We start from the raw sequence: 18,026 nt of genomic DNA, 5'->3' as shown, positions 1-18,026 counted from the left end.
GGTCGGTGCGGGGGCGGTGCAGGCATGCGGGGTGGCGCCACCGGTCGGCGGTGTCGCGGGCGACATCGACGCCGGCCTCCACCACGAGCTCGCGACGCACGAGCGGGACGTCCAGCGTCTGCATGGTGCCCCATCCGGCGGAGGACGACCAGCCTGTCCACGGGTGTCCGGGCGGAGCCGGGGCTAGGAGGCCGGAGAGTGTGCTGTTGGTGGTCTGGGGGGTGCCCCTATGTCTTTCGGCAAGGGAATGATGGGTGCGTCGGGTCTGGGATCCGGCATCATGACGGGGTGGCTGATCTGCTGTGGGACGACGTGAGCTGCTTCTTCGACCCGGATTTGATGGGGACTCTGCCGGACGTGCGTGTCCCGAATACCTCGGTGGAGGACTGGCAGGCGGTCCTCGATCTCGTCGTCGAGAAGGGCTGGAAGTACCGGTACTCGGAGGGAGAGACGGTGCTTCCGCTGCCCAGGGCGGAGAGCGTGCTGTCCCGCTCGGCGGATGCCGAGTGCCCGAACCTGCGGGTCTGGCCAACGGCCGATGTGTTGGCAATCTTCCGTTTCGATGCCGCGGATGAAGTCGACTTCGACGTCGACCTGCGGGAGTTGCAGGGCCAGGAGCGGCTGGATGTGTTCTGCGGCTTCCTTCGGGAGATCGGACGGCGGTTGGGCAAGCCGGTGCTGATGGACCCGGAGGGAGACTGCGGCCATCCGGTGCTCGGCTTCGACATCGAGGCTGATCGAGTCGTTCTCCTCGCAGACCCGCCGGTCAGGTAATTGAGGCCGACGGCTGCGGTTCGTAGACGGTTCTGTCGCGGAGCATCACGAAGAGGACGTCGGCCCTGCGTATGGCGAGGCAGAGCAGGGCCTGGGTGTGGTGCTTGCCCTGGGAGATCTTCTTGTCGTAGTAGGCCCGGGAGGTCGGGTCACCGAGCGCCGCGAACGCCGATAGGAAGAAGGCCCGCTTCAGCTGCTTGTTCCCTGTCCGGGAATGCTGTTCGCCTCGGATCGATGAGCCCGAGCTCCGGGTCGCCGGAGCGAGACCCACGTAGGCGGCGAGGTGGCCGGCTTCCAAAGAGGGTGAGCCTCCAGCAGTTCCTCGATCCGCTTGGCCAGGATTGGCCAGGAGTTTGCGCTGGTCAAGGACGGCTGTCAGCGAGGTGGCCAGGCTCGGGACGATCAGTGCGGCCGCCTGCCTTGCGGATCTGGGCCGGGGACACGAACCGCTCCAGCAGGACCAGCACAGCCGGGTGCTGCAACCGCGGCCCCAGCACGCGCTCCAGCGACGGATTGATCTGAGTAAGCAGGCCGTGCAGCCGGTTCGCGACTCTGGTCGCTTCGTCGGCCAGGTCATCGTCGAACCGACGATCATCTCCAGCTGGGCGTCGTACCTGGCGAGCAGCGAACGGCGGGAGTCGTGGATGCCGGCATCACCGGGCGACACAGCAACGTGTGCACATGTTGTGCCAACGGCCCCGTCGGCTCTCCCGGCGATCACGGCACGGGCTGCACCTCTCCGTTCGTTCTCACACCCGGTTGTCAGCGGTGGTTGCCGAGACTCCGGTCGACACGATGTACTGGAACGAAGAAGGACGTTGAGCAATCCGGCCGTGGTTGCCTTGCTCAACGCCTTGGACATCAGGGGCGTCTCCGGCACACCAGCCGTTCGAGGATCCGCCTGTGTCCCTGTCCCCATCTTCGGGGCTCCACTGGTTCGTTGCCTCCGCCGGAGGCCCAAACGGTGACCGATGGACCTGCCTCGACCTGCAAGAAAGGGTTCTCGGATCATGCGGCGGTACGTTCTCACTGGCACTCCGGGCGCGGGCAAGACATCAATCTTGCGGTGCCTGGACGAGCTCGGCTACGGCGTTGTCGAAGAGGCGGCAACGGCGGTCATCGCACAAGCGCAAGCTCTGGGCGAGGACCAGCCATGGACACGAGCGTCCTTCATCGACGAGATCGTCGCTCTGCAGCGAAAGCGACAGTTGGAGGCCACCAGCTCCGTTCAGGTATTCGACCGGTCACCGGTCTGCACCCACGCCCTCGCCACCTACTTGGGGCGGCCGGTGTCTCCAGCGCTGGCCGCGGAGCTCGAACGGATCACCTCGGAAGGGGTCTACGAGCGGCACGTGCTCTTCGTCCGCAATCTAGGGTTCTGCGAGCCGACCGCGGCCCGGCGGATCAGTTTCCAGGAATCACTGGCTTTCGAGAGGATCCACGAAGAGAGCTACCGCGCGTTCGGCTACGAGCTCATCGACATCCCTGCCGGCGACATGGCTCACCGCGTCGCCACGGTGAGCTCAATGATCGCGCGTCCCATGCCTCAGGCACCGGCAGGGTGAGCCGCGTCACAGCGACTCTCAAGCTCAGGCAGGACGGCTGATGCTGCCATGCGAACGAGTATGTGATTCTCCTGCGGCAAACCGCCAGAACGGACCACTGCGCAGTGAGAGACCCCTCCCAATTGGGGCGAGAGAAGTTCTGCCGACCCTCCCACGCGGACTCGCCGAGGAGGCGAAGTGGATGGTCTCGCCCCGCCCGGCGGGACCGGAGGACAGCGAAGGGGCCCTGAGGTTCGGGAGAAGCAACCTCCGGCCCCTTCCACGGCTGACGCTACTTGCCGGCCGCCGGATCGCCGTCGCCGAGGCCGACCCACCAGTGTCCGTCATCCTTGACCAACAGCAGCTCCTGCCGCTGACCGGGCTCCTCGTACACCACCGTCACCGGGTTGAAGTAGTCGACGGACCCCTCGAGCACAGTGACCTTGACGTGCCCGCCCGCTGCCTCGCCGTACTCGCGCACATACATGGCTGCGGCCGGTCCGGGCTGCTTGTAGGCGGGCCCGGCGAGCTCGGCGAGTCCCTTGGCGTCGCCGTCTTTGAGCCGTTGCACATAGATCCGGACGAGGGTGTCGACGTCCTCGGCCGTCTCCTGTACGTCGGGGTACACGGATTTCTCCGCGCGCACTGTCACGTCGACCTTGGGCGAATCGGCCAAGGCATAGGGTGCCCGGAACCAGTTCCACCACACCGCTGCGGCGATCCCGGCCACGACGAGTAGGCCGCCGCACAGCAGGATGACCCGCTTCTTCATACGCATCTCCCCCTCAGTACCAGTTGGGCTTGACGCGGATGATCGAGTAGTCGGTTCCCCTGTAGTCGTACGTGATCCGGGTGTACTCCTCCTCGCTTCACCCCGCCGCGGAGACGCCGAGGCAGAAGAAGCAGGGGCGATCCAGGCCGAGCGGTGGGTGAGCCGGGGATGGAGCCGGTCCCATGCGTGGGCCTCGGTCTTGCCGGAGCGGGGCGTGTCGTTCATGGTCACCGCTGTCGGTTCCGGCCAGGTCTCGGGCTTGGCCAGGCGGAACTCGGGTCCGTGCTTGGGCGGCCTTGCTGCCCCTGGGGTCGTAGACACGCTGCGGCTTCGGCATCCGCAGGACACGATCCGAACGAAGGCGCCCGACCAGCTCGACGGGAAGGTCGCGCAGTACCCAGGCCAGGCGCATCACGTATAGCCCGCGTCCATCACGACCAGCAGGCCCGGGGCGGCCGCATGTTCCGGTCGCCGCACTGCCGCTGACCGGCCGCGACCAGGCGCTCGACCACGGCCCGCAGTCGGTCGGCGGTGACGGCCGCGGCGTCGTCGGTGGGCCCAAGCCGGACGGCGTCCAGGACCTGCGTCCAGCACCTGCGTCCACGACGTGCGCTCCGGCGTCAGCGCGGCGACGAACGAGTACGGCCAGCCCGGGATGATCTGCGCGGCTGATTTGGAGTGGCCATGGACGTGAAAGAACAGTGGCTGGCCCGGCAGTACCCAGCAGTACCCCGAGATCGCCACCGAGGACGCCACCGGGCGGCGCGCCGCGTGGGGCGCCCGGCAGGAGGTCGACTTCGCGCACCCGGCCTTCCGTTTCCACGCGGAGCGGGTGATCCGCGCGATCATGGCCCGGACGACAGCCTGGTCCCGGCCGGTACACCCGTGGGGCTCGGCGCCTGGGACGTCCGCGTCTTCGCCGCCGTACCGGGAGCTGCCGCGGAGGACCGGTGACATCCGCGGCAGCCCTCTGGCCCCACCTCATCTGGACGTTGAGCACGACGTAGAGGTTCTCGGCGAGCGCCCAGTCGACCACCTGCTTGACGCGGCTCATGTACGCGGCGTCGACGTTGTGGGGCGCGGTGGTGGACTGGTGTGCACTCCAGGGCACCGGGATGCGGACGCTGCGGAAGCCCTGGGCCCGGATGGTTTTGAACAGTTCCCTGGGGTGGCCTTGGGGTTGCCCCAGGACGTCTCGTCCGGAATCGCGTCCAGGGTGTTGCCCAGGTTCCAGCTGGGCTGCATCGCCGCGACGGCGTCCATGGCGCGGGCCGGGACTCCGACCGTGGAGGCCGCCTGCTGTGCCGTGCCGCCGGGCGTGGCGAGCGCACGGTGCTGCCGGAGAGCCCCAGGACGACCAGCAGCGTCATCAGCAGGCCGGCCAGGCGTCCGGGGCCGCGGCCGCGGTGGTGCGCCGGGTCTCCGTATGTCCTTCATGTGTCATGCCTCTTCGGCCGAGCAGTGGGACGGAGGCCTGGTTCAGCCGTCGAGGGGCTCGTAGTCGAACCAGTCGAAGTGGACTGTGCCTGCCGCGGCGTACATGCCGATGACCCGGCCCGTGAAGCCGCCGGCGACCTCGGTCGACAGGTAGCGGCCGTCGAGGGCCGCGAGCTCGGTGAACGTGCCGTCGGGCTGCTCGACGCCGAGGGAGACGACGTCGGGTCCGGTGCACGGTCCGTGCGGAGACGGCGGTTCCGTGGTCGTGACGGCGAGGACCACCGGCCCGGCGGGCACGGACTGTTCGGCCACGACCGTGCGCAGGGAGCCGACGCGCGCGACCACCCGCACCCGCGTGCCGGACACCTCGACCGCGTAGTGGTGCCGCTCGTCGAGCCGGACGGCGAGGCCACCGCTTCCCTCCGCGGCATCGACCAGAGTGCGCGCCCGGCAGGACAGATGCTGCTGGCGCCGGCCGGTGAACACCACGTCGGCCTCGTCCAGGGAGCCGCCCCGCGCGCGGAGCGTCAGCCATCCGGGGCGCTCCTTGGCGGTGCAGTGCTCGGCGGACCGGTCGCGCACGGAGATCCAGGACGGTCGCAGTTCGGCGTGCTCGAAGTCGTCCCGGTGCTCCTCGGCAGGGCTGGGGGAGAGCGGCCACGGGAGCTCGGGCAGGTCCAGGGCGACCTCGCCGACGACCGGCCAGTCGTCCACCCAGGTCACGGGGGCCAGGAAGGTCTCCCGGCCGAGCACGTGCCAGCCCGGCGTGCCGCCGCCCGGTCGGACGCCGAGCAGCACCATCCACCAGGAGCCGTCGGGGCCTTGGACCAGGTCGGCGTGCCCGGTGTTCTGGACGGGGTGGTCGGTGCCGCGATGGGTGAGGATCGGGTTGGCCGGGCACGGCTCGAACGGGCCGGCGGGGGTACGGCCGCGGGCGATCGAGACACCGTGGCCGCGCTCGGTGCCGCCCTCGGCGATGAGCAGGTACCAGTAGTCGCCGATCCGGTACAGGTGCGGCGCCTCCGGGGCCTTGGCGCCGGGCCCGCCGGACCAGAGCCGGTGCGGTGTTCCGTACGTCTGCCCGGTGGACGGGTCGAGACGGACCTGCGAGACCCCGGCGACCGTGCACCAGCAGGTGCCGTCCTCGTCCCAGACCAGGTCGGGATCAATACCGGGGACACCCGGCGCCCAGATGGGATCCGACCATGGTCCGGCCGGGTCGGTGGCTGTGACGATCAGGTTGCCGCCGCCCTCGCTGCAGTTGGTGACGATCAGCCAGAAGCGGCCGTCGTGATGGCGCAGGGTGGGGGCGTAGATCCCGCCGGAGGACGGCATGGAGGCGGGCAGACGCAGCTGTTCCGGCCGGTCAAGGACGTTGCCGATCTGCGTCCAGTGCACCAGGTCACGGCTGTGGAAGAGGGGTACCCCGGGGAAGTACTCGAAGCTGGAGCAGGCCAGGTAGTAGTCGTCGCCGACGCGGCAGACGCTGGGGTCGGGGTGGAAGCCGGGGATCACGGGGTTGGTGGTCCGTCCGTCCGGCTGGCGCAGAGGGGGCACCCGATAGGTCCTCTCGTTGATTCGTTTCGCAATGCGGGGTGTGGTGGTTCAGGGAGCGCCGAGGGCYGTGGGGGTGATGCGGAGCAGCACGGCGGACGGCGCGGTAGGCAGGGTCAGGCTCAGCTCGGCCGTGCCGGGCGACCAGGCGGAAACGACCCGGCTGACCGAGGGGTAGAGCAGGTCGACACGGGCGGCGGTGTCCCGCAGGTGAGGCAGGTGAAGCGTCGCCGTGGCGTCGGTTCCGGGGCGTCGCCAGGCGGTGAGGTAGGTGGTGGCGGGAGTGCGCAGGGCCAGGGCGACCCAGGGGTCGTCCCAGGCAGGAAGGCCCAGTGGCCAGGACGGCACGGCGTGCGGCAGGTCGGCGCGGATGGCCTTGTACGCCGCTACCGCCTCGTGGACCAGGGCGCGGGCCTCCGGCTCGAGTTCGGCAATGCGGCCGGAGAGATGGATCCGGCCGAGGAGCGCGTTGGCCATGGAGAAGACCACCTCGTCGAGGGAGTCCTCCGGCTGGGGGTACGCCCAGACGGCACCCTGTTCGGGGGTGACGGCGGTGGGTGCCGAGGCCGCGATGGGCGCGTAGAGGTGCAGGTTCTGCTGGTCGCTCGTGGACTGCAACTGCATTCGGGACAGCAGGGCGTGGTCCCAGCGCATGCCGCCGGAGGAGCAGTTCTCCAGCACCAGGTGCGGGAAGCGGTCCAGGATGCCGTCGAGCCAGGCGAGGTGCGCCCGGTTGTGGCCGAGCAGGCCGGCGCCCGGGGTCTCGCCGGGGTGGGCGCTGGTGCCGGAGCCGGGGTCGATGTTGTGGTCGAGTTTGAGGTAGCCGACGCCCCACTCGCCGACCAGGCGGTCCACGACCTGGTCCAGGTGGGCACGGGCGGCCGGGTTACGGAGGTCCAGATGGTGCCGGTCGGCCTCCGTGACGCGGACGCCGTCGCGGCGGAAGAACGCCTCCTCGGGCAGGGACTTGGCCATGGGGCTGCGTACGCCGATCACCTCCGGCTCCAGCCACAGGCCGGGAACCATGCCGCGTTCCCGGATGCGGTCCAGCACCTCGTGGATCCCACGCGTCCCGGGGAACCGGGAGGCGGCGGGCTCCCAGGCGCCGACGCTGTCCCACCAGCCGCCGTCGTCGCCGTCGTACCAGCCGGCGTCGATCACGAAGTATTCCGCACCGGCTTCGGCCGCCGCGTCGATGAGTGGCAGCAGCTTCTCGGTGGTGGGGTCGCCCATCAGGCAGTTCATGTAGTCGTTGAAGATGACGGGCAGGCGCTGGTGGTCGGCGTGCGGGCGGCGCTGGGCGCGGCGGTAGCGGGTCAGCGCGGCGAACGCGGCGTCGGGGCCGCCGTCGGCGCTGAAGGACAAGGCGGCGGGTACGGTGTGGAAGTCGGCGCCGGGTTCAAGTGGGTGCCGCCAGCCGTGGTGGGTGTCGGTGGGTCCGAACAGCGCCGCGTAGGCCGTCTTGTCCCACTCTGCGCATTCCCAGCGCCAGCCCCCGCCGTTGTGCTCGACCTGCCACACCCAGGTGCGGCCGGTACGCCGGTCCGTCAGGCCGCCCATGGGGAGGCGACCGCAGCTGGACCATGTGCCCTGTCCGTTCAGAGCGAAGCCGGCTTTGCCGTGCCCGTAGCTCACGCGTCCGCTGGTGGATGGTGTGGTCAGGCGCATCGGCTGTCGCTGCCAGCGGCATTCGGCGAGCCAGTCGTTCTCCGCCCACAGCAGGTCCGCGGCGTCGATGGCCGCCGGGTCCGGCGGGGTGAGGCAGCCCACCGCGAGCGAGCTGACCGATTCCAGGTGCAGCGTGGTCTGCCCCTCGTTGCGCAGGGTCACCTCGCTGCGGAGCACGGGGATGCCGTCCGGTGATCGGTAGGTCACCTCCGCGACCAGTCCGGTCTCCGGATCGTGGAGGTGCACGGTCAATGTGTGCCAGTCGCCGTCGCGGGTCACGCGGTGGGTCCGGTGGCGCAGACGCCCGCCGAGATGGGTGCCCACGAGGTGGCTGCCCGACCAGCCACGGCCGTGACCCGCAGCCGTCACCTCCACCAGGGGCAGGGACGTACCGGGGATTTCCCGCGCTTCGCCGGGCAGTCCGAGATGCGTGAGGCGCGGGCTGCCGTCGTCAGCGAGGACGATCTCGAGGTGGAGGGCCTCATGTCCCCAGTGGAGGGTCCCTTGTTCCTTGGTCATGTCGGCCTTTCGAGGTCAGTGCCCGCTCAACCGCCGGGCGGCAGTTCGTGCTGCCGCTCTGTCGAAGCGCTTCACTTCCATGCGCAAGTTAACGGACACTTTTCGTGTGGAACAAGGGTCTCTACCGCGACACAGGTGATTTCGCTGGCTCATTGACGGCTCATCGGGGCAAATAGCATCGTCGAAGCGCTTCGACACGTCAGGTCGACGGGACTGCCGACCCCAGCCCAGGGCAGGCGGCGGCCCCGGGACCCGAGCCCGGAAGGGCACGGGTCCCGGGGCGCGGGTCATCCGGCGGTCAGAGTGGTCCACTTCTGGTTCGAACGGCCGTTGCAGTCCCACAACTGGAGCTGCGTGCCGTCGGCCGTGGAGGAGCCTGGAACGTCGAGGCAGCGGCCGGAGGCGGGGTTGCGGTAGCCGCCGTTGTAGGGCTGCCAGACCTGGTTGGCGCCGCCGTGGCAGGACCAGGTCTGCACCTTGGTGCCGTTGGTGGTGCCCCAGCCGGCGGCGTCGAGGCACTTGCCCATGGAGCGCACGGTGCCGTCGGTGTAGGCGGACCAGAGCTGGTTGGCCGTGTCGCTGCAGCCCCAGGTCTGGACGGCGGTCCCGTCGGCGGTGGCGGCGCCTTTGACGTCCAGGCACTTGCCGGCGATGCCGGACTGCAGGCGTGCCGGGGCGGGGGCGGGGTTCCTCAGCCACCCGGCGCCATCCGCGGCCTGGATGCCGCGGTGGAAGGCGTCGGCCATCTTCTGGTAGCCCGAGTCGTTGGGGTGCAGGGGGTCGGCCAGGTCGGCCGTGGTCAGGCCACTCATGTCGACGTGTGCGACGTGCTTGCCCGCGGCCTGTGCGTCCCTCACGATCTGGGGGATGGCCTGGTTGTACGCGGCACGGTACTGCTCCTCCGAGCCGCTGGTGGACACGACCAGGGAGGCCACGAGGACGGTTGCGTCGGGGGCGGCGGCGGTGACCTGGTCGACCAGCGACCTCAGCCGGGCGGTTGCGGTGGAGACCTGGTAGCTCTCGTTGAGGTCGTTGGTGCCGATCATCAGCGTCACGACGTTGGGCCGGAAACGGGTCAGCGCGGCGTCTGCGAGTGCGGCGATCTGGTGGATCTTGTATCCGGAGTGGCCTTGGTTGTCGGGGTCGGACATCGAACCGCCCCGCAACGTGCCGACGAAGTCCAGCGGATGGCCGTCTGCCGCGAGCTTGTTCCATAACGGAGCCCGGTAGCCGTTTCCCGTACTGCTTCCCACACCCCAGGTGATCGAGTCGCCCAACGGCATGACCCGCAAGGGCGTGTTCGGGGCGGCGGAGGCAGGGGCGACACCGGCCGTCGTCACCCCGAGCGCGGCAGCGACAAGCGTGACCAGGGGGAGAAGCCAAGACTTTCTCATGCAGGCGTCCTCTTCTGCGAGTGATTGCTCGATCAACGGGGCTGGACGCCGTTCAGCCGGCAGTCCGGCCGTAGCGCCTTCTGAGAATCCCCGGGCAGTCGGTGCCGTCACCAGTTCATCGGCAGACCGGCGACGAACGAGGTGAGCCGCTCGGAGATGACTCGGTCGTCGTGGGCCGAGTAGTGCCAGTGGCAGCCGAGGAAGTCCAGGTCCGAGCTGTCGAGGAACCAGTAGCGGACCGCGCTGTCGCCGGCGTCGTTGCGCGTGTCGACCACCTGCTGGACCTGGCCCGCGAACTGGCCGGTGCCGACGGCCACGATGGTCGTGGCGGCGCCGTAGCGCGTCCGCAGTTTCTGGAGGAAGTCGCCGTAGGCGCTGCGGTAGGCGGCAGCGAGGCTCTCGGGCGTCCATGGCTCACCGGGGTTGACGGCGGTCGAGAAGTCGTTGGTGCCGAGGTTGACCACCACGAGCTGAGGGCGCCAGGTACCCGGGTTCTGCCAGACGTCGCCGGACACGTTCAGCAGGGCGCGATCGTAGAAGGTCCGGTACGTGACATCCGGCCGGCCTCCGTTGTAGTTGCGCACCATGCCGAGGCCCGAGTAGCCGTTGATCTGATAGTCGGCATTCAGTCGCCGGGCGGTGAGGGCGCCGTAGCTCACGTCGGCGTTGGTGGTCCGCTTGACCTGGTCCGAGGTGCAGTCGCGGGAGGTCGAGAGATTGCCGTAGCCCACCGTGAGGGAGTCACCGATGAACTCGATCTGGCGGTTGCGGGCCGTTGGTTTGCTCAGTACGGCACCACCGGGTGCGGCGACGAAGCCTCCGAAGGTGCTGGTGTCCCCCGGGGTGTCGTTGCGCTTGACGAGCCGGACGGTGTGCGTGCTGTTCGACAGCCCGTTGATCCAGTGCGTGGTGTCGCCGGGCGTGACGAGTGTGGCGACGGTGGTTCCGTCGATCTGGACGTCGTAGTCGGCGGCCGAGTCGTTGAGCACGATGCCCACGCCGGTGCCGCTGACGCGGCCCTCGAAATACACGCCAGGCCAGCTGTACTGCACGGTGTTTCCGGCGTCCTTGATCCGCCCCGCGGTGTGCGCCTGTGCCAGCACTCCTGTCGCGCGGACCAGTTGCCACTGCTGGTTGGCCCCGCCCCAGTCGGTGTACTGCACGACCTTGGCACCGTCGGCGGTGGAGGCGTTCTGGACCTCGACGGCCTTGCCGCTGTTGCGGTTGATCAGACGGACGTGACCGTCCGCCGAGTCGGCCAGCCGGAACTGCTGGTTGGTGCCATCGCCGTCGCCCCACTGCACGATGTCCGCGTGGTCGGCGGCGGAGTAGTGGTGGACGTCCAGCACCTTGCCCGAGTGCTGCGCCTTCAGCCGGTAGTAGCCGCCCCCCGAGTCGACGAACTGGAAGCGCTGGTTGGCACCGTCGTGGCGGGTCCACTGCGACAGCGCCGCCCCGTCGGCCGTGCTCGCACCCGACACGTCGAGTGCCTTGCCGCTGCCCCGATTGACCAGCACGTACCAGGCGTTCGTATCCACCGTGGCCGCCTGCGCCGCCCCGGCGGCACCGATCCCGGTCAGCAGCGCCGCCACCAAGGCGATCACCGCGGCGAGCACTCCCGCACGCCTCCCACCTCCCCACCTCGACACGCTGAATGACATACGCATGCCCTCTCTCTGCATCGTGTCCCTTTCACTCGATCGCGCCGCCACGTCAGCGGCAGCGGGCTCCGCCGGCTACAGCGCGGTCAAGATCCACAGCAGGTTGGTGCTGCTGCCGTAGGTCCACTGCTTCGTGCCGGCGCCCGAGTCGACGTTGCCGCCGCCGTCGAGAACCAGGCCGGTGGTGCGGTTGGCGATCGAATAGCGGTCGCCGCCCCGGTGGGTGATGGTCCACTGCTGGTTGGGGCCGCCGTTCCAGGCGGCCTGCCTGGCGGCGGAGCCGTCGGCGGTGGCGCCCCAGCCGTCGGCGACCATGCCGTTCGTACGGTTGACCAGCCTGTAGTAGCCGTCTCCGACAGCCTCCGCATGCCACTGCAGGTTCGAACTGCCGTCCCAGGTCCACTGCTTGAGGTTGGAGCCGGAGGCGACGTTGCCGCCGCTGTCCAGGGCGAGGCCGTTGGCGGCGTTGGTGATCCGGATGTACGTCGCCGGGTTGAACTGGACCTTCAGTGAGGTGATCCGGTCGTTGTTGCCGGTGACCCTGAGGTCGGGGTTGTCGGCGGTGAAGGTCCAGGAGGTGCCGGTGAAGTTGTCGCCGGAGTAGCCGGTCACCTGGTATCCGGCGGCCGGCCGGAGGGAGGAGAGGGTGCCCGGGCCCGGTCCGGCCGCGGTCAGGTCGGCCGCGGTGTAGTCGCCGATGGTGAGGACGGCGGAGTCGCCGGTGTAGCCGACGTCCGTGAAGGCGACGGCGCCGACGAGCGGCCGCAGGCCGGGGATCGGGCCGGAGAAGCGGAGCTTCAGGACGTAGGCGTTGGCGCTGTACGGCGCGGAGGACGGCAGGGCGATCGTGAGGCCTGAGGCGTTCTGGGCCGGCGTGGGCAGGTCGATGTAGGTGCCGGCAGTGGTACCGAGGAGCTTCACCGAGGTCAGCGAGGAGAGGTTGATCCGGTCCGAGCTGAGGGTCTTGATCGTCAGCGAGCTGCCGGGCCAGCCGAGGACGGTGGCGTAAAGGACGTCGTCGGCCTTGTTGCGGGTGAAGCGAATGTCCTGCGCGGTACCGGCGTGCGGGGTGGTGAACGAACCGCCGCCCATCTTCGTCGGGCCTTCGCCGTACGCCGTCCAGGCACGGGTCGCGTACACCGACTCGCCGAAGCGTTTCAGGTGGTCTCCGATACCGAGCAGGATGTCCTTCTGCGCCTGAGGGATGGTGCCGTCGGCCATCGGCGCGATGTTCAGCAGCACGTTGCCGTTCTTGCTGACCCGGTCGATGAACGAGTGCAGCATCTGCTGGGTGGTGTAGTAGCCGATGCCCTGGGTGTAGCACCAGCTGCTGCTGGAGATGCTGTCGTCGGTCAGCCAGTACGGGGTGGTCAGATCGGCCGGGCCGCCGCGTTCGTAGTCGAAGACCTCGCCCTTGCCGTTCATGCCGTCCTTGTAGGTGGCGACGACCTCACGGCCCCAGCTGCCCGCCTGGTTGTAGTAGTACGCCAGGAAGTTCAGGCGCTGTTGCTCCTCGACGGCGTCCAGATTGAAGTCCTGCCACAGGATGTCGGGCCGGGCACGGTCGATGACCTCCTTGAGCTTGTCGAACCAGAGCTGGTTCTCCGCGGCCGAACCCAGTTGCCCGTAGAGCTTCTTGAGGCTGCTGTCCGTCTGCGCGGGGGCGAATTCGTAGAAGCCGGTGAAGTTGTACGCGTGGTGCATGGCCACCAGCAGCTTCAGGCCCTTGGCGCGAATGGCCGTGGAGAACAGCCGCAGCAGGTCGAGACCAGGGCCCTTGTCCACCGAGTTCCACTCGTTGACCTGGCTGTCCCACATGGAGAAGCCGTCATGGTGCTCGGCGACCGGGCCGGCGAACCTGGCGCCGGCGTCGACGAAGAGCTGCACCCACTCGTCGGGGTCGAACTTCCCGCCGGCCGACTTCAGCTTCGGCGCGAACTGTACGGTGTTGCCCGCCAGGTCCCGCGCTCCGTCGATGAAGTTGTGGTACGGCCACGCCGAGGGCTGGCCGTAGGTCGCGATGTGGTGCTTGTTGGGCGAGCTCCCGGCCTCGTACATGGTGCGCGGGTACCACTCGTTGTCGAAGGCGGGGACGCTGAAGGCGCCCCGGTGGAAGTAGATCCCGAACTTCGCGTCCTGGAACCACTCCGGAGCCGGCGGGTGCTGGTCGACCGAGTCCCAGTCGGGCGTGTACGTGCTGGGCGCCGCTTCGGCGACACCGGCACTGAACGCATCTCCGGCAACGGCCGCCGCGGCCGCGCAGGTTGCGGAGGCCACGAACTGGCGCCTGTTGATCGAGCTCGACATGGACACATCCCTGATGCGGAAGGGGGCAGGGGGAATGCTGGGCCACGCTTGAAGGTCGGTCATGTCGCCATGGGATGTCAACCAGTGTGCAGGGATGAAAGTGACCATGACATCGGGGGAGTTGACTCCTTTGTCTTGATCTAGCGCGTATTTCGAGCATGCAAACATGGCATGTCTTGCGACCAGTCGGCGCCGGACGATGCCCTGCCCGCCGAGGGGATGAAGTACGGCCGACTCCAGGACGACGCCCCGCCGGCTCTGGTCGCCCGCGCTCGGGCGATCACCGAGGTCTGTGCGAGGTACTGGACCACTGTGCCCGCCGCCGCGATCGACTTCCCGCGCTCACACCCCAGTATCATCAACGTCACCCTCGGCATGCGGACTCCCGAACAGGTCGGACGAAACGTGGAACTCCATGATCAGCAAGTCCCGGACGGCCTCTGGGGCGATCTCCGCACTCAGGTGCTGATCAGGTCGGACGTGCTCACGGGGAACGGTGGGGGGAGCGACGAGCGGTGTCTCTGACGGACAAGGCCATCGAACAGATCCGTGAGCTGATCCGGACCGGTGCCCTGCCGCCGGGCTCCAAACTCCCACCGGAGCCGGACCTGGCCGCTCAGCTGGGCCTGTCCCGCAACCTCGCCCGTGAAGCGGTCAAGGCACTGGCCGTCGCACGGGTCCTGGAGGTCCGGCGGGGTGACGGCACGTATGTGACCAGCCTCCAGCCGAGCCTGCTGCTCCAGGGTCTCGGCGGCGCGGTGGAACTGCTGCAGGGCGACTCGGTCGCCCTGCAGGACCTCATGGAGGTACGGCGGCTCCTCGAACCGATGGCCACGGCGCTGGCCGCCACCCGGATCTCCGACGCCCAACTGGCGGAAGTGAAGCGGCACCTGGACGCGATGCGCGAGGCCCGCGACGACGTCGAACAGCTCAACGCCCACGACGCCGCCTTCCACCGCGCCGTCGTCTCGGCCACGGGCAACGAGAGCCTCCTCACCCTCCTGGAAGGGATCTCCGGCCGCACCCTGCGCGCCCGCATCTGGCGCGGCCTGGTCGACGACAAGGCCGCGGGCCGCACCCTCGCCGAGCACGAGGCGATCTTCAACGCGCTGTCCACCCGTGACGCCGCCCTCAGCCAGGCCGCCGCGCTGCTCCACGTGAGCAACACCGAGCAGTGGCTGAGGGAACACCTGCGCTCCGGCGAACCCCTCTCCTTCGGAACGACAGCGCGGACCTGACCGGCGTACGCTGCCCGCCACGGTTCCTGCAACGCCTTCCACCCGGCGGGGGGCTCCAGCCTCCGCCGTTGCCCACCCCGCGCGCTCGATGCGTTCGAGACGACGGCGGTCACGTCAGCGCACCAGGCGTACTTCGCGCAGCCGGATGGTGGTTGCGGAGCCAACCGCTTCGAACCGGATCTCGGCGGTCCCGGCACGACGGTTGCGTCCAGCGGGAGTACCTGGGAGATTTCCTTGCCCTCGGGATGCGACAAGGGCGTCAGCGTGCCCAGCGCATGTCCGTCGACCAGTACACGGGTCGATCCGGCACTTCGGTCCGAGAGGTGGGCCACCTGCAGCCCGGTGGCGGAGCCGTCCCGGTCTGTCAGGCGGTAGGGCCACCATCCCGTGGCGGCCCGCCAGGCCAGCCCGTCGGTGAGGCCCGACCAGGTGTCCTGCCCCTCGAACCGGTGGTCGCTTTCGGGCTGTTGCTCGCAGGCGGCAACGGCGTCAACGGCGTCAACGGTGCGGTCGCGCAGCGAGAGTGCCGCCTCGAAGGCCGCGCGCAGCTCCGCCCGCCGCTCCTGGAGCCGCTCCGGTTCCGCCAGGGGGAAGCAGAGGTGGTACCGGGATTCGTGGAGGCCGGCGAACGGTACGAGGGTGACGGACTCACCCGGTCGCGCGTCCACGTGCTCCAGGGCGAACGCCAGCAGGCCCGGGGCGAGTCGGCGTACGCCGGCCGCCGGACCTGAGGAACTCCGGGCGAGGACGATGGGCAGGTGCTCCAGGGGGCAGCGGGCCGTCGGCGGCGTGACCCATCCTGGAGTCGTCGGCGAAGAGCCAGACCAGGTCGTTCCGGTCGCCCTCGGCCGCGAGGACGGTGGGCCCGAAGCGGAACGACACCCACGGCGAGCCGTCGGGGAGCAGCTCGGCGCTGACGCGCGGGCGAAGGCGCACGGTGATCGTGTCCCCTTCGCGCCACTGCCGCTCCAGACGCACGTATGTCAGGGGCTGTCCGCCTGCCCCGCGGCGCGTCGTGAGCGGGGCGGGCCCACCCTCGGGCGGTGCGCCGTTGACACGGACCTGCGGCGTCCCTTCGTGCCTGCCGGGGACGCGTAGGTGGATCGCCACAGGGGTGGCGGGAGCCCCACGCAGCACGAGTTCGATCTCGTCGTCGTAGGGGCTGTTCAATCAGGGCAATGACCCCAGAGCCACCGGCGACTACATCAGCAAGCCCTGGCGGATGGGCCTGCTCACCCAGACCAACTCCACGTGCTGACCACCTGAACCATCGCGGAAGATCCACGCGCCCCGCCGGGCAACCCACCCGGGGGGCGTGCTGCTACCCCGGCGTCGGGTCGTCGAGGCGGTCTGCCACTGCCCCGGTCGGCAAGGGGCGGTCTCGGCGCGTTTCCTCGCCGGTCGCGGGCGCCCACGGTCATCGGCGGCAAGCACGGCGTGCGCAAGGGTGAGTCGATCCAGATCCTCATCCCGCAGCTGAGTTCAAGCCCTTCGGCAATGGCGAACGCGCCTGCTGTGGCCCCCAGTTCGCGCTGCACGAGGCAGCACTGGTCCTCGCGCTGGTGAACCATCGTTACCGCCTGATCGGCCACACCGACTACCACCTGAAGATCAAACGGTCGCTCATGCCTCGCGTGCTGCCCCTGAAGTCGATTAAATCCTAGGTTTGACAAAGTCTAATCTGGGGCTCTACGTTTCAGTCTCCTTGAGCAGGTGTGTGCGGCCCGGGTGGGTTTGTTCATGTTGTCTGGCCGCCACGTCTGGCCCCTACTGAAATCGGAGTTGGACATGAGGTGCTACGACTGCCTCCAGGAGGCGCGCAGCGACACCGCCGGCATCGGCGTCTGCTCGCGCTGCGGCTTGGCCACCTGCGAGAATCACGCCCGCGTACGTCAGGTGCACGTCACCCGCCAGATCGGTATGGGTTCTTCGCACGGCCGTATCCCGGCACGCAGGGTGGTGTGCCACACCTGCGACACGGCAGAGACGGCGCAGTGACCCCGCATGGTGCGTTAACCACACCGCATCACCGGTCGCACAATGGGCGCTGTCCGTCTGAACACGCGCTCCTGGCCTGCCCGGACGCCGTCCCGGATCACTGGTGCGGCATCCGGGCCTCAGCTGTGGAACCGGGCAGGCGGGCCCCCATGGCCTCAAAGCCCTGATGCGCTGCATCGGCACGACCGTCTCCAGCGCCGTCGCCGGCCTGATCCTGGCCCACATGACCATCGACTTCCACGGCGCGCACATCCCGACGGAGAACGGCCTGCGTGCCATGCCGGCCCCGGGCTCGGCGCCGGTGTCCTCTCCTTCGTCTTCGCGAGCCTCATCCAGGAGTGGGACGTTGTTGCCGGCCGATATCCGACCGCCTGATTTCCTGGGCCTGTAGCAGCTCGGTGAGTGCCTGCTTCCACCTGCTCCTGCATCGGACCATGGCCCGCAGCCGGGCCTGCTCCGGCACTCCGGTACGACGTCGGTAGTCGATCTGGGCGGACGACGGGGACGGCGCCGTCCGTAACGCCTCAAGCAGCGGGCACACCGGCCCGTTCGATGCCGAGCTGACCCGCAAGCTCCACCTCGGCCACCACGCCCAGGAACACGGTTCGGCCGGGGACGACGGGGCGCCGTTGCAGACGAAGCTGACCCGGATCAAGGCGACGGTCGAGGCGCGCACGGCCAAGCAGGTCGGTGGACATTTGCCGTCCGCACGGCTGACGAACACGGCAGAACGTCCTTCCAGGAGGTGGTGTGCGGCACGGTGCGGGGTCAGGCGGCGCTCTTCTTCCGGCGGCACCTGGCGCGGGCGAGGGCTTCTACGAGTTCCTCCCGGCTCAGCTTCGACGGGCCGGCGACGCCCTGCTAGGGTGTGTGTGATGTTGTGATCAGCCAGTTGCCTTCAGGAGGTCGTTGATCCAGATCATCGAGGCACGGAGGTGGAGGCCGGCGAGGTAGCTCTCGGGCGTCTTGTCGTATCGAGTGGCGATGCCCCGCCAGGCCTTCAACTTGTTGATGAGCCGCTCAACGGTGTTCCGCTCCTTGTAAAGATCGCCGTCGTGGCATGTGGGGCGGCCGCCCCGGCGGCCTTTCCTCTTCCGGTTGGCAGCCTGGTCCTTCTTCTCCGGGATGACTGCCTTGATGCTGCGTTTCCGCAGGTAAGA

12 protein-coding genes and 8 pseudogenes are annotated in these 18,026 nt (G+C 69.0%); 7 read left to right on the top strand and 13 right to left on the bottom strand.

Translation table 11 applies throughout. From position 1 onward, the window contains the following. The first annotated feature begins 288 nt into the window (after positions 1 to 288). Positions 289 to 774: a hypothetical protein gene (locus tag CA983_RS24790; protein ID WP_167407453.1), complete on the top strand. Its 486-nt coding sequence runs from the start codon at positions 289 to 291 to the stop codon at positions 772 to 774. Here CA983_RS24790 and CA983_RS48075 read toward each other — a convergent pair. Then, positions 767 to 1,358 (bottom strand): annotated as a pseudogene (locus CA983_RS48075) (transposase); the annotation flags it as partial. The gene CA983_RS24790 and the pseudogene CA983_RS48075 sit on opposite strands and share 8 nt — an antisense overlap. Before the next feature lie 426 nt (positions 1,359 to 1,784). Between CA983_RS48075 and CA983_RS24780 the strand changes: the two are divergent. Beyond that, the gene (locus CA983_RS24780) at positions 1,785 to 2,339 is read left to right on the top strand and encodes an ATP/GTP-binding protein (RefSeq protein ID WP_208637028.1); all 555 of its coding nucleotides are present in this window, start codon (positions 1,785 to 1,787) and stop codon (positions 2,337 to 2,339) included. 271 nt (positions 2,340 to 2,610) lie between these two features. Here CA983_RS24780 and CA983_RS24775 read toward each other — a convergent pair whose 3' ends face one another. Together CA983_RS24775 and CA983_RS49220 are read right to left on the bottom strand one after the other, a co-directional pair. After that, positions 2,611 to 3,090, bottom strand: a complete 480-nt coding sequence (locus CA983_RS24775; RefSeq protein ID WP_086603083.1) for a hypothetical protein — start codon at positions 3,088 to 3,090, stop codon at positions 2,611 to 2,613. Between the two features lie 138 nt (positions 3,091 to 3,228). Beyond that, positions 3,229 to 3,792 (bottom strand): annotated as a pseudogene (locus CA983_RS49220) (transposase); the annotation flags it as partial. Positions 3,793 to 3,799: 7 nt separating this feature from the next. On the opposite strand from CA983_RS49220, the pseudogene CA983_RS45230 reads away from it, so the two are divergent. Further along, positions 3,800 to 3,946: pseudogene (locus tag CA983_RS45230) on the top strand (beta-galactosidase); the annotation flags it as partial. 180 nt (positions 3,947 to 4,126) lie between these two features. On the opposite strand, the pseudogene CA983_RS49615 reads toward CA983_RS45230, so the two are convergent. The 6 genes and pseudogenes from CA983_RS49615 to CA983_RS24740 all read right to left on the bottom strand — a co-directional run. After that, positions 4,127 to 4,201, bottom strand: a pseudogene (locus tag CA983_RS49615) (hypothetical protein); the annotation flags it as partial. Between the two features lie 368 nt (positions 4,202 to 4,569). Continuing rightward, complete coding sequence (locus CA983_RS24760; RefSeq protein WP_086603082.1) at positions 4,570 to 6,084, bottom strand: glycoside hydrolase family 43 protein; 1,515 nt, start codon at positions 6,082 to 6,084, stop codon at positions 4,570 to 4,572. A 48-nt stretch (positions 6,085 to 6,132) separates the two neighbouring features. Continuing rightward, the gene (locus tag CA983_RS24755) at positions 6,133 to 8,268 is read right to left on the bottom strand and encodes an alpha-galactosidase (protein WP_086603081.1); all 2,136 of its coding nucleotides are present in this window, start codon (positions 8,266 to 8,268) and stop codon (positions 6,133 to 6,135) included. Positions 8,269 to 8,555: 287 nt separating this feature from the next. Continuing rightward, entirely contained in the window at positions 8,556 to 9,662 is a 1,107-nt protein-coding gene (locus CA983_RS24750; protein ID WP_086603080.1) for an SGNH/GDSL hydrolase family protein, read from the bottom strand. A gap of 107 nt (positions 9,663 to 9,769) precedes the next feature. Then, entirely contained in the window at positions 9,770 to 11,323 is a 1,554-nt protein-coding gene (locus tag CA983_RS24745) for an RICIN domain-containing protein (protein ID WP_086603079.1), read from the bottom strand. A 75-nt stretch (positions 11,324 to 11,398) separates the two neighbouring features. Continuing rightward, complete coding sequence (locus tag CA983_RS24740; RefSeq protein ID WP_086603078.1) at positions 11,399 to 13,630, bottom strand: alpha-L-fucosidase; 2,232 nt, start codon at positions 13,628 to 13,630, stop codon at positions 11,399 to 11,401. A gap of 207 nt (positions 13,631 to 13,837) precedes the next feature. On the opposite strand from CA983_RS24740, the pseudogene CA983_RS24735 reads away from it, so the two are divergent. Next, positions 13,838 to 14,155, top strand: a pseudogene (locus CA983_RS24735) (aldo/keto reductase); the annotation flags it as partial. Continuing rightward, the gene (locus CA983_RS24730; RefSeq protein WP_086603077.1) at positions 14,146 to 14,868 is read left to right on the top strand and encodes a FadR/GntR family transcriptional regulator; all 723 of its coding nucleotides are present in this window, start codon (positions 14,146 to 14,148) and stop codon (positions 14,866 to 14,868) included. The pseudogene CA983_RS24735 and the gene CA983_RS24730, both read left to right, overlap by 10 nt. Positions 14,869 to 15,152: 284 nt before the next feature. Here the strand turns inward: CA983_RS24730 and CA983_RS49610 are convergent. Next, positions 15,153 to 15,620 (bottom strand): annotated as a pseudogene (locus CA983_RS49610) (DUF6805 domain-containing protein); the annotation flags it as partial. Beyond that, positions 15,517 to 15,978 carry a hypothetical protein gene (locus tag CA983_RS49605; RefSeq protein ID WP_425276470.1) on the bottom strand — a complete coding sequence of 154 codons (462 nt, stop codon included), beginning with the start codon at positions 15,976 to 15,978 and terminating at the stop codon, positions 15,517 to 15,519. The pseudogene CA983_RS49610 and the gene CA983_RS49605, both read right to left, overlap by 104 nt. Positions 15,979 to 16,394: 416 nt before the next feature. Here CA983_RS49605 and CA983_RS49600 point away from each other — a divergent pair. Then, positions 16,395 to 16,532 (top strand): annotated as a pseudogene (locus tag CA983_RS49600) (hypothetical protein); the annotation flags it as partial. A gap of 124 nt (positions 16,533 to 16,656) precedes the next feature. After that, positions 16,657 to 16,866, top strand: a complete 210-nt coding sequence (locus tag CA983_RS24715) for a DUF2180 family protein (protein WP_158101885.1) — start codon at positions 16,657 to 16,659, stop codon at positions 16,864 to 16,866. Between the two features lie 524 nt (positions 16,867 to 17,390). On the opposite strand, the gene CA983_RS46295 is transcribed toward CA983_RS24715, so the two are convergent. Both CA983_RS46295 and CA983_RS24705 read right to left on the bottom strand, forming a co-directional pair. Beyond that, positions 17,391 to 17,564 carry a hypothetical protein gene (locus tag CA983_RS46295; RefSeq protein ID WP_158101884.1) on the bottom strand — a complete coding sequence of 58 codons (174 nt, stop codon included), beginning with the start codon at positions 17,562 to 17,564 and terminating at the stop codon, positions 17,391 to 17,393. Positions 17,565 to 17,750: 186 nt separating this feature from the next. After that, a pseudogene (locus CA983_RS24705) lies at positions 17,751 to 18,026 on the bottom strand (IS5/IS1182 family transposase); the annotation flags it as partial.

The organism is Streptomyces swartbergensis (genome assembly GCF_002148965.1).
Lineage (GTDB): Bacteria > Actinomycetota > Actinomycetes > Streptomycetales > Streptomycetaceae > Streptomyces > Streptomyces swartbergensis.
The sequence above is the reverse complement of the archived record's forward strand: the minus strand, read 5'-3'. Positions and strand labels throughout refer to the sequence as shown.

Excerpts from the sequence above, each read along its gene's own strand:
- CA983_RS24715 (WP_158101885.1), top strand. The coding sequence starts at position 16,657 with ATGAGGTGCTACGACTGCCTCCAGGAGGCGCGCAGCGACACCGCCGGC.
- CA983_RS24745 (WP_086603079.1), bottom strand. The coding sequence starts at position 11,323 with ATGTCATTCAGCGTGTCGAGGTGGGGAGGTGGGAGGCGTGCGGGAGTG.
- CA983_RS24775 (WP_086603083.1), bottom strand. The coding sequence starts at position 3,090 with ATGAAGAAGCGGGTCATCCTGCTGTGCGGCGGCCTACTCGTCGTGGCC.
- CA983_RS24750 (WP_086603080.1), bottom strand. The coding sequence starts at position 9,662 with ATGAGAAAGTCTTGGCTTCTCCCCCTGGTCACGCTTGTCGCTGCCGCG.
- CA983_RS24780 (WP_208637028.1), top strand. The coding sequence starts at position 1,785 with ATGCGGCGGTACGTTCTCACTGGCACTCCGGGCGCGGGCAAGACATCA.
- CA983_RS24740 (WP_086603078.1), bottom strand. The coding sequence starts at position 13,630 with ATGTCGAGCTCGATCAACAGGCGCCAGTTCGTGGCCTCCGCAACCTGC.
- CA983_RS46295 (WP_158101884.1), bottom strand. The coding sequence starts at position 17,564 with ATGTCCACCGACCTGCTTGGCCGTGCGCGCCTCGACCGTCGCCTTGAT.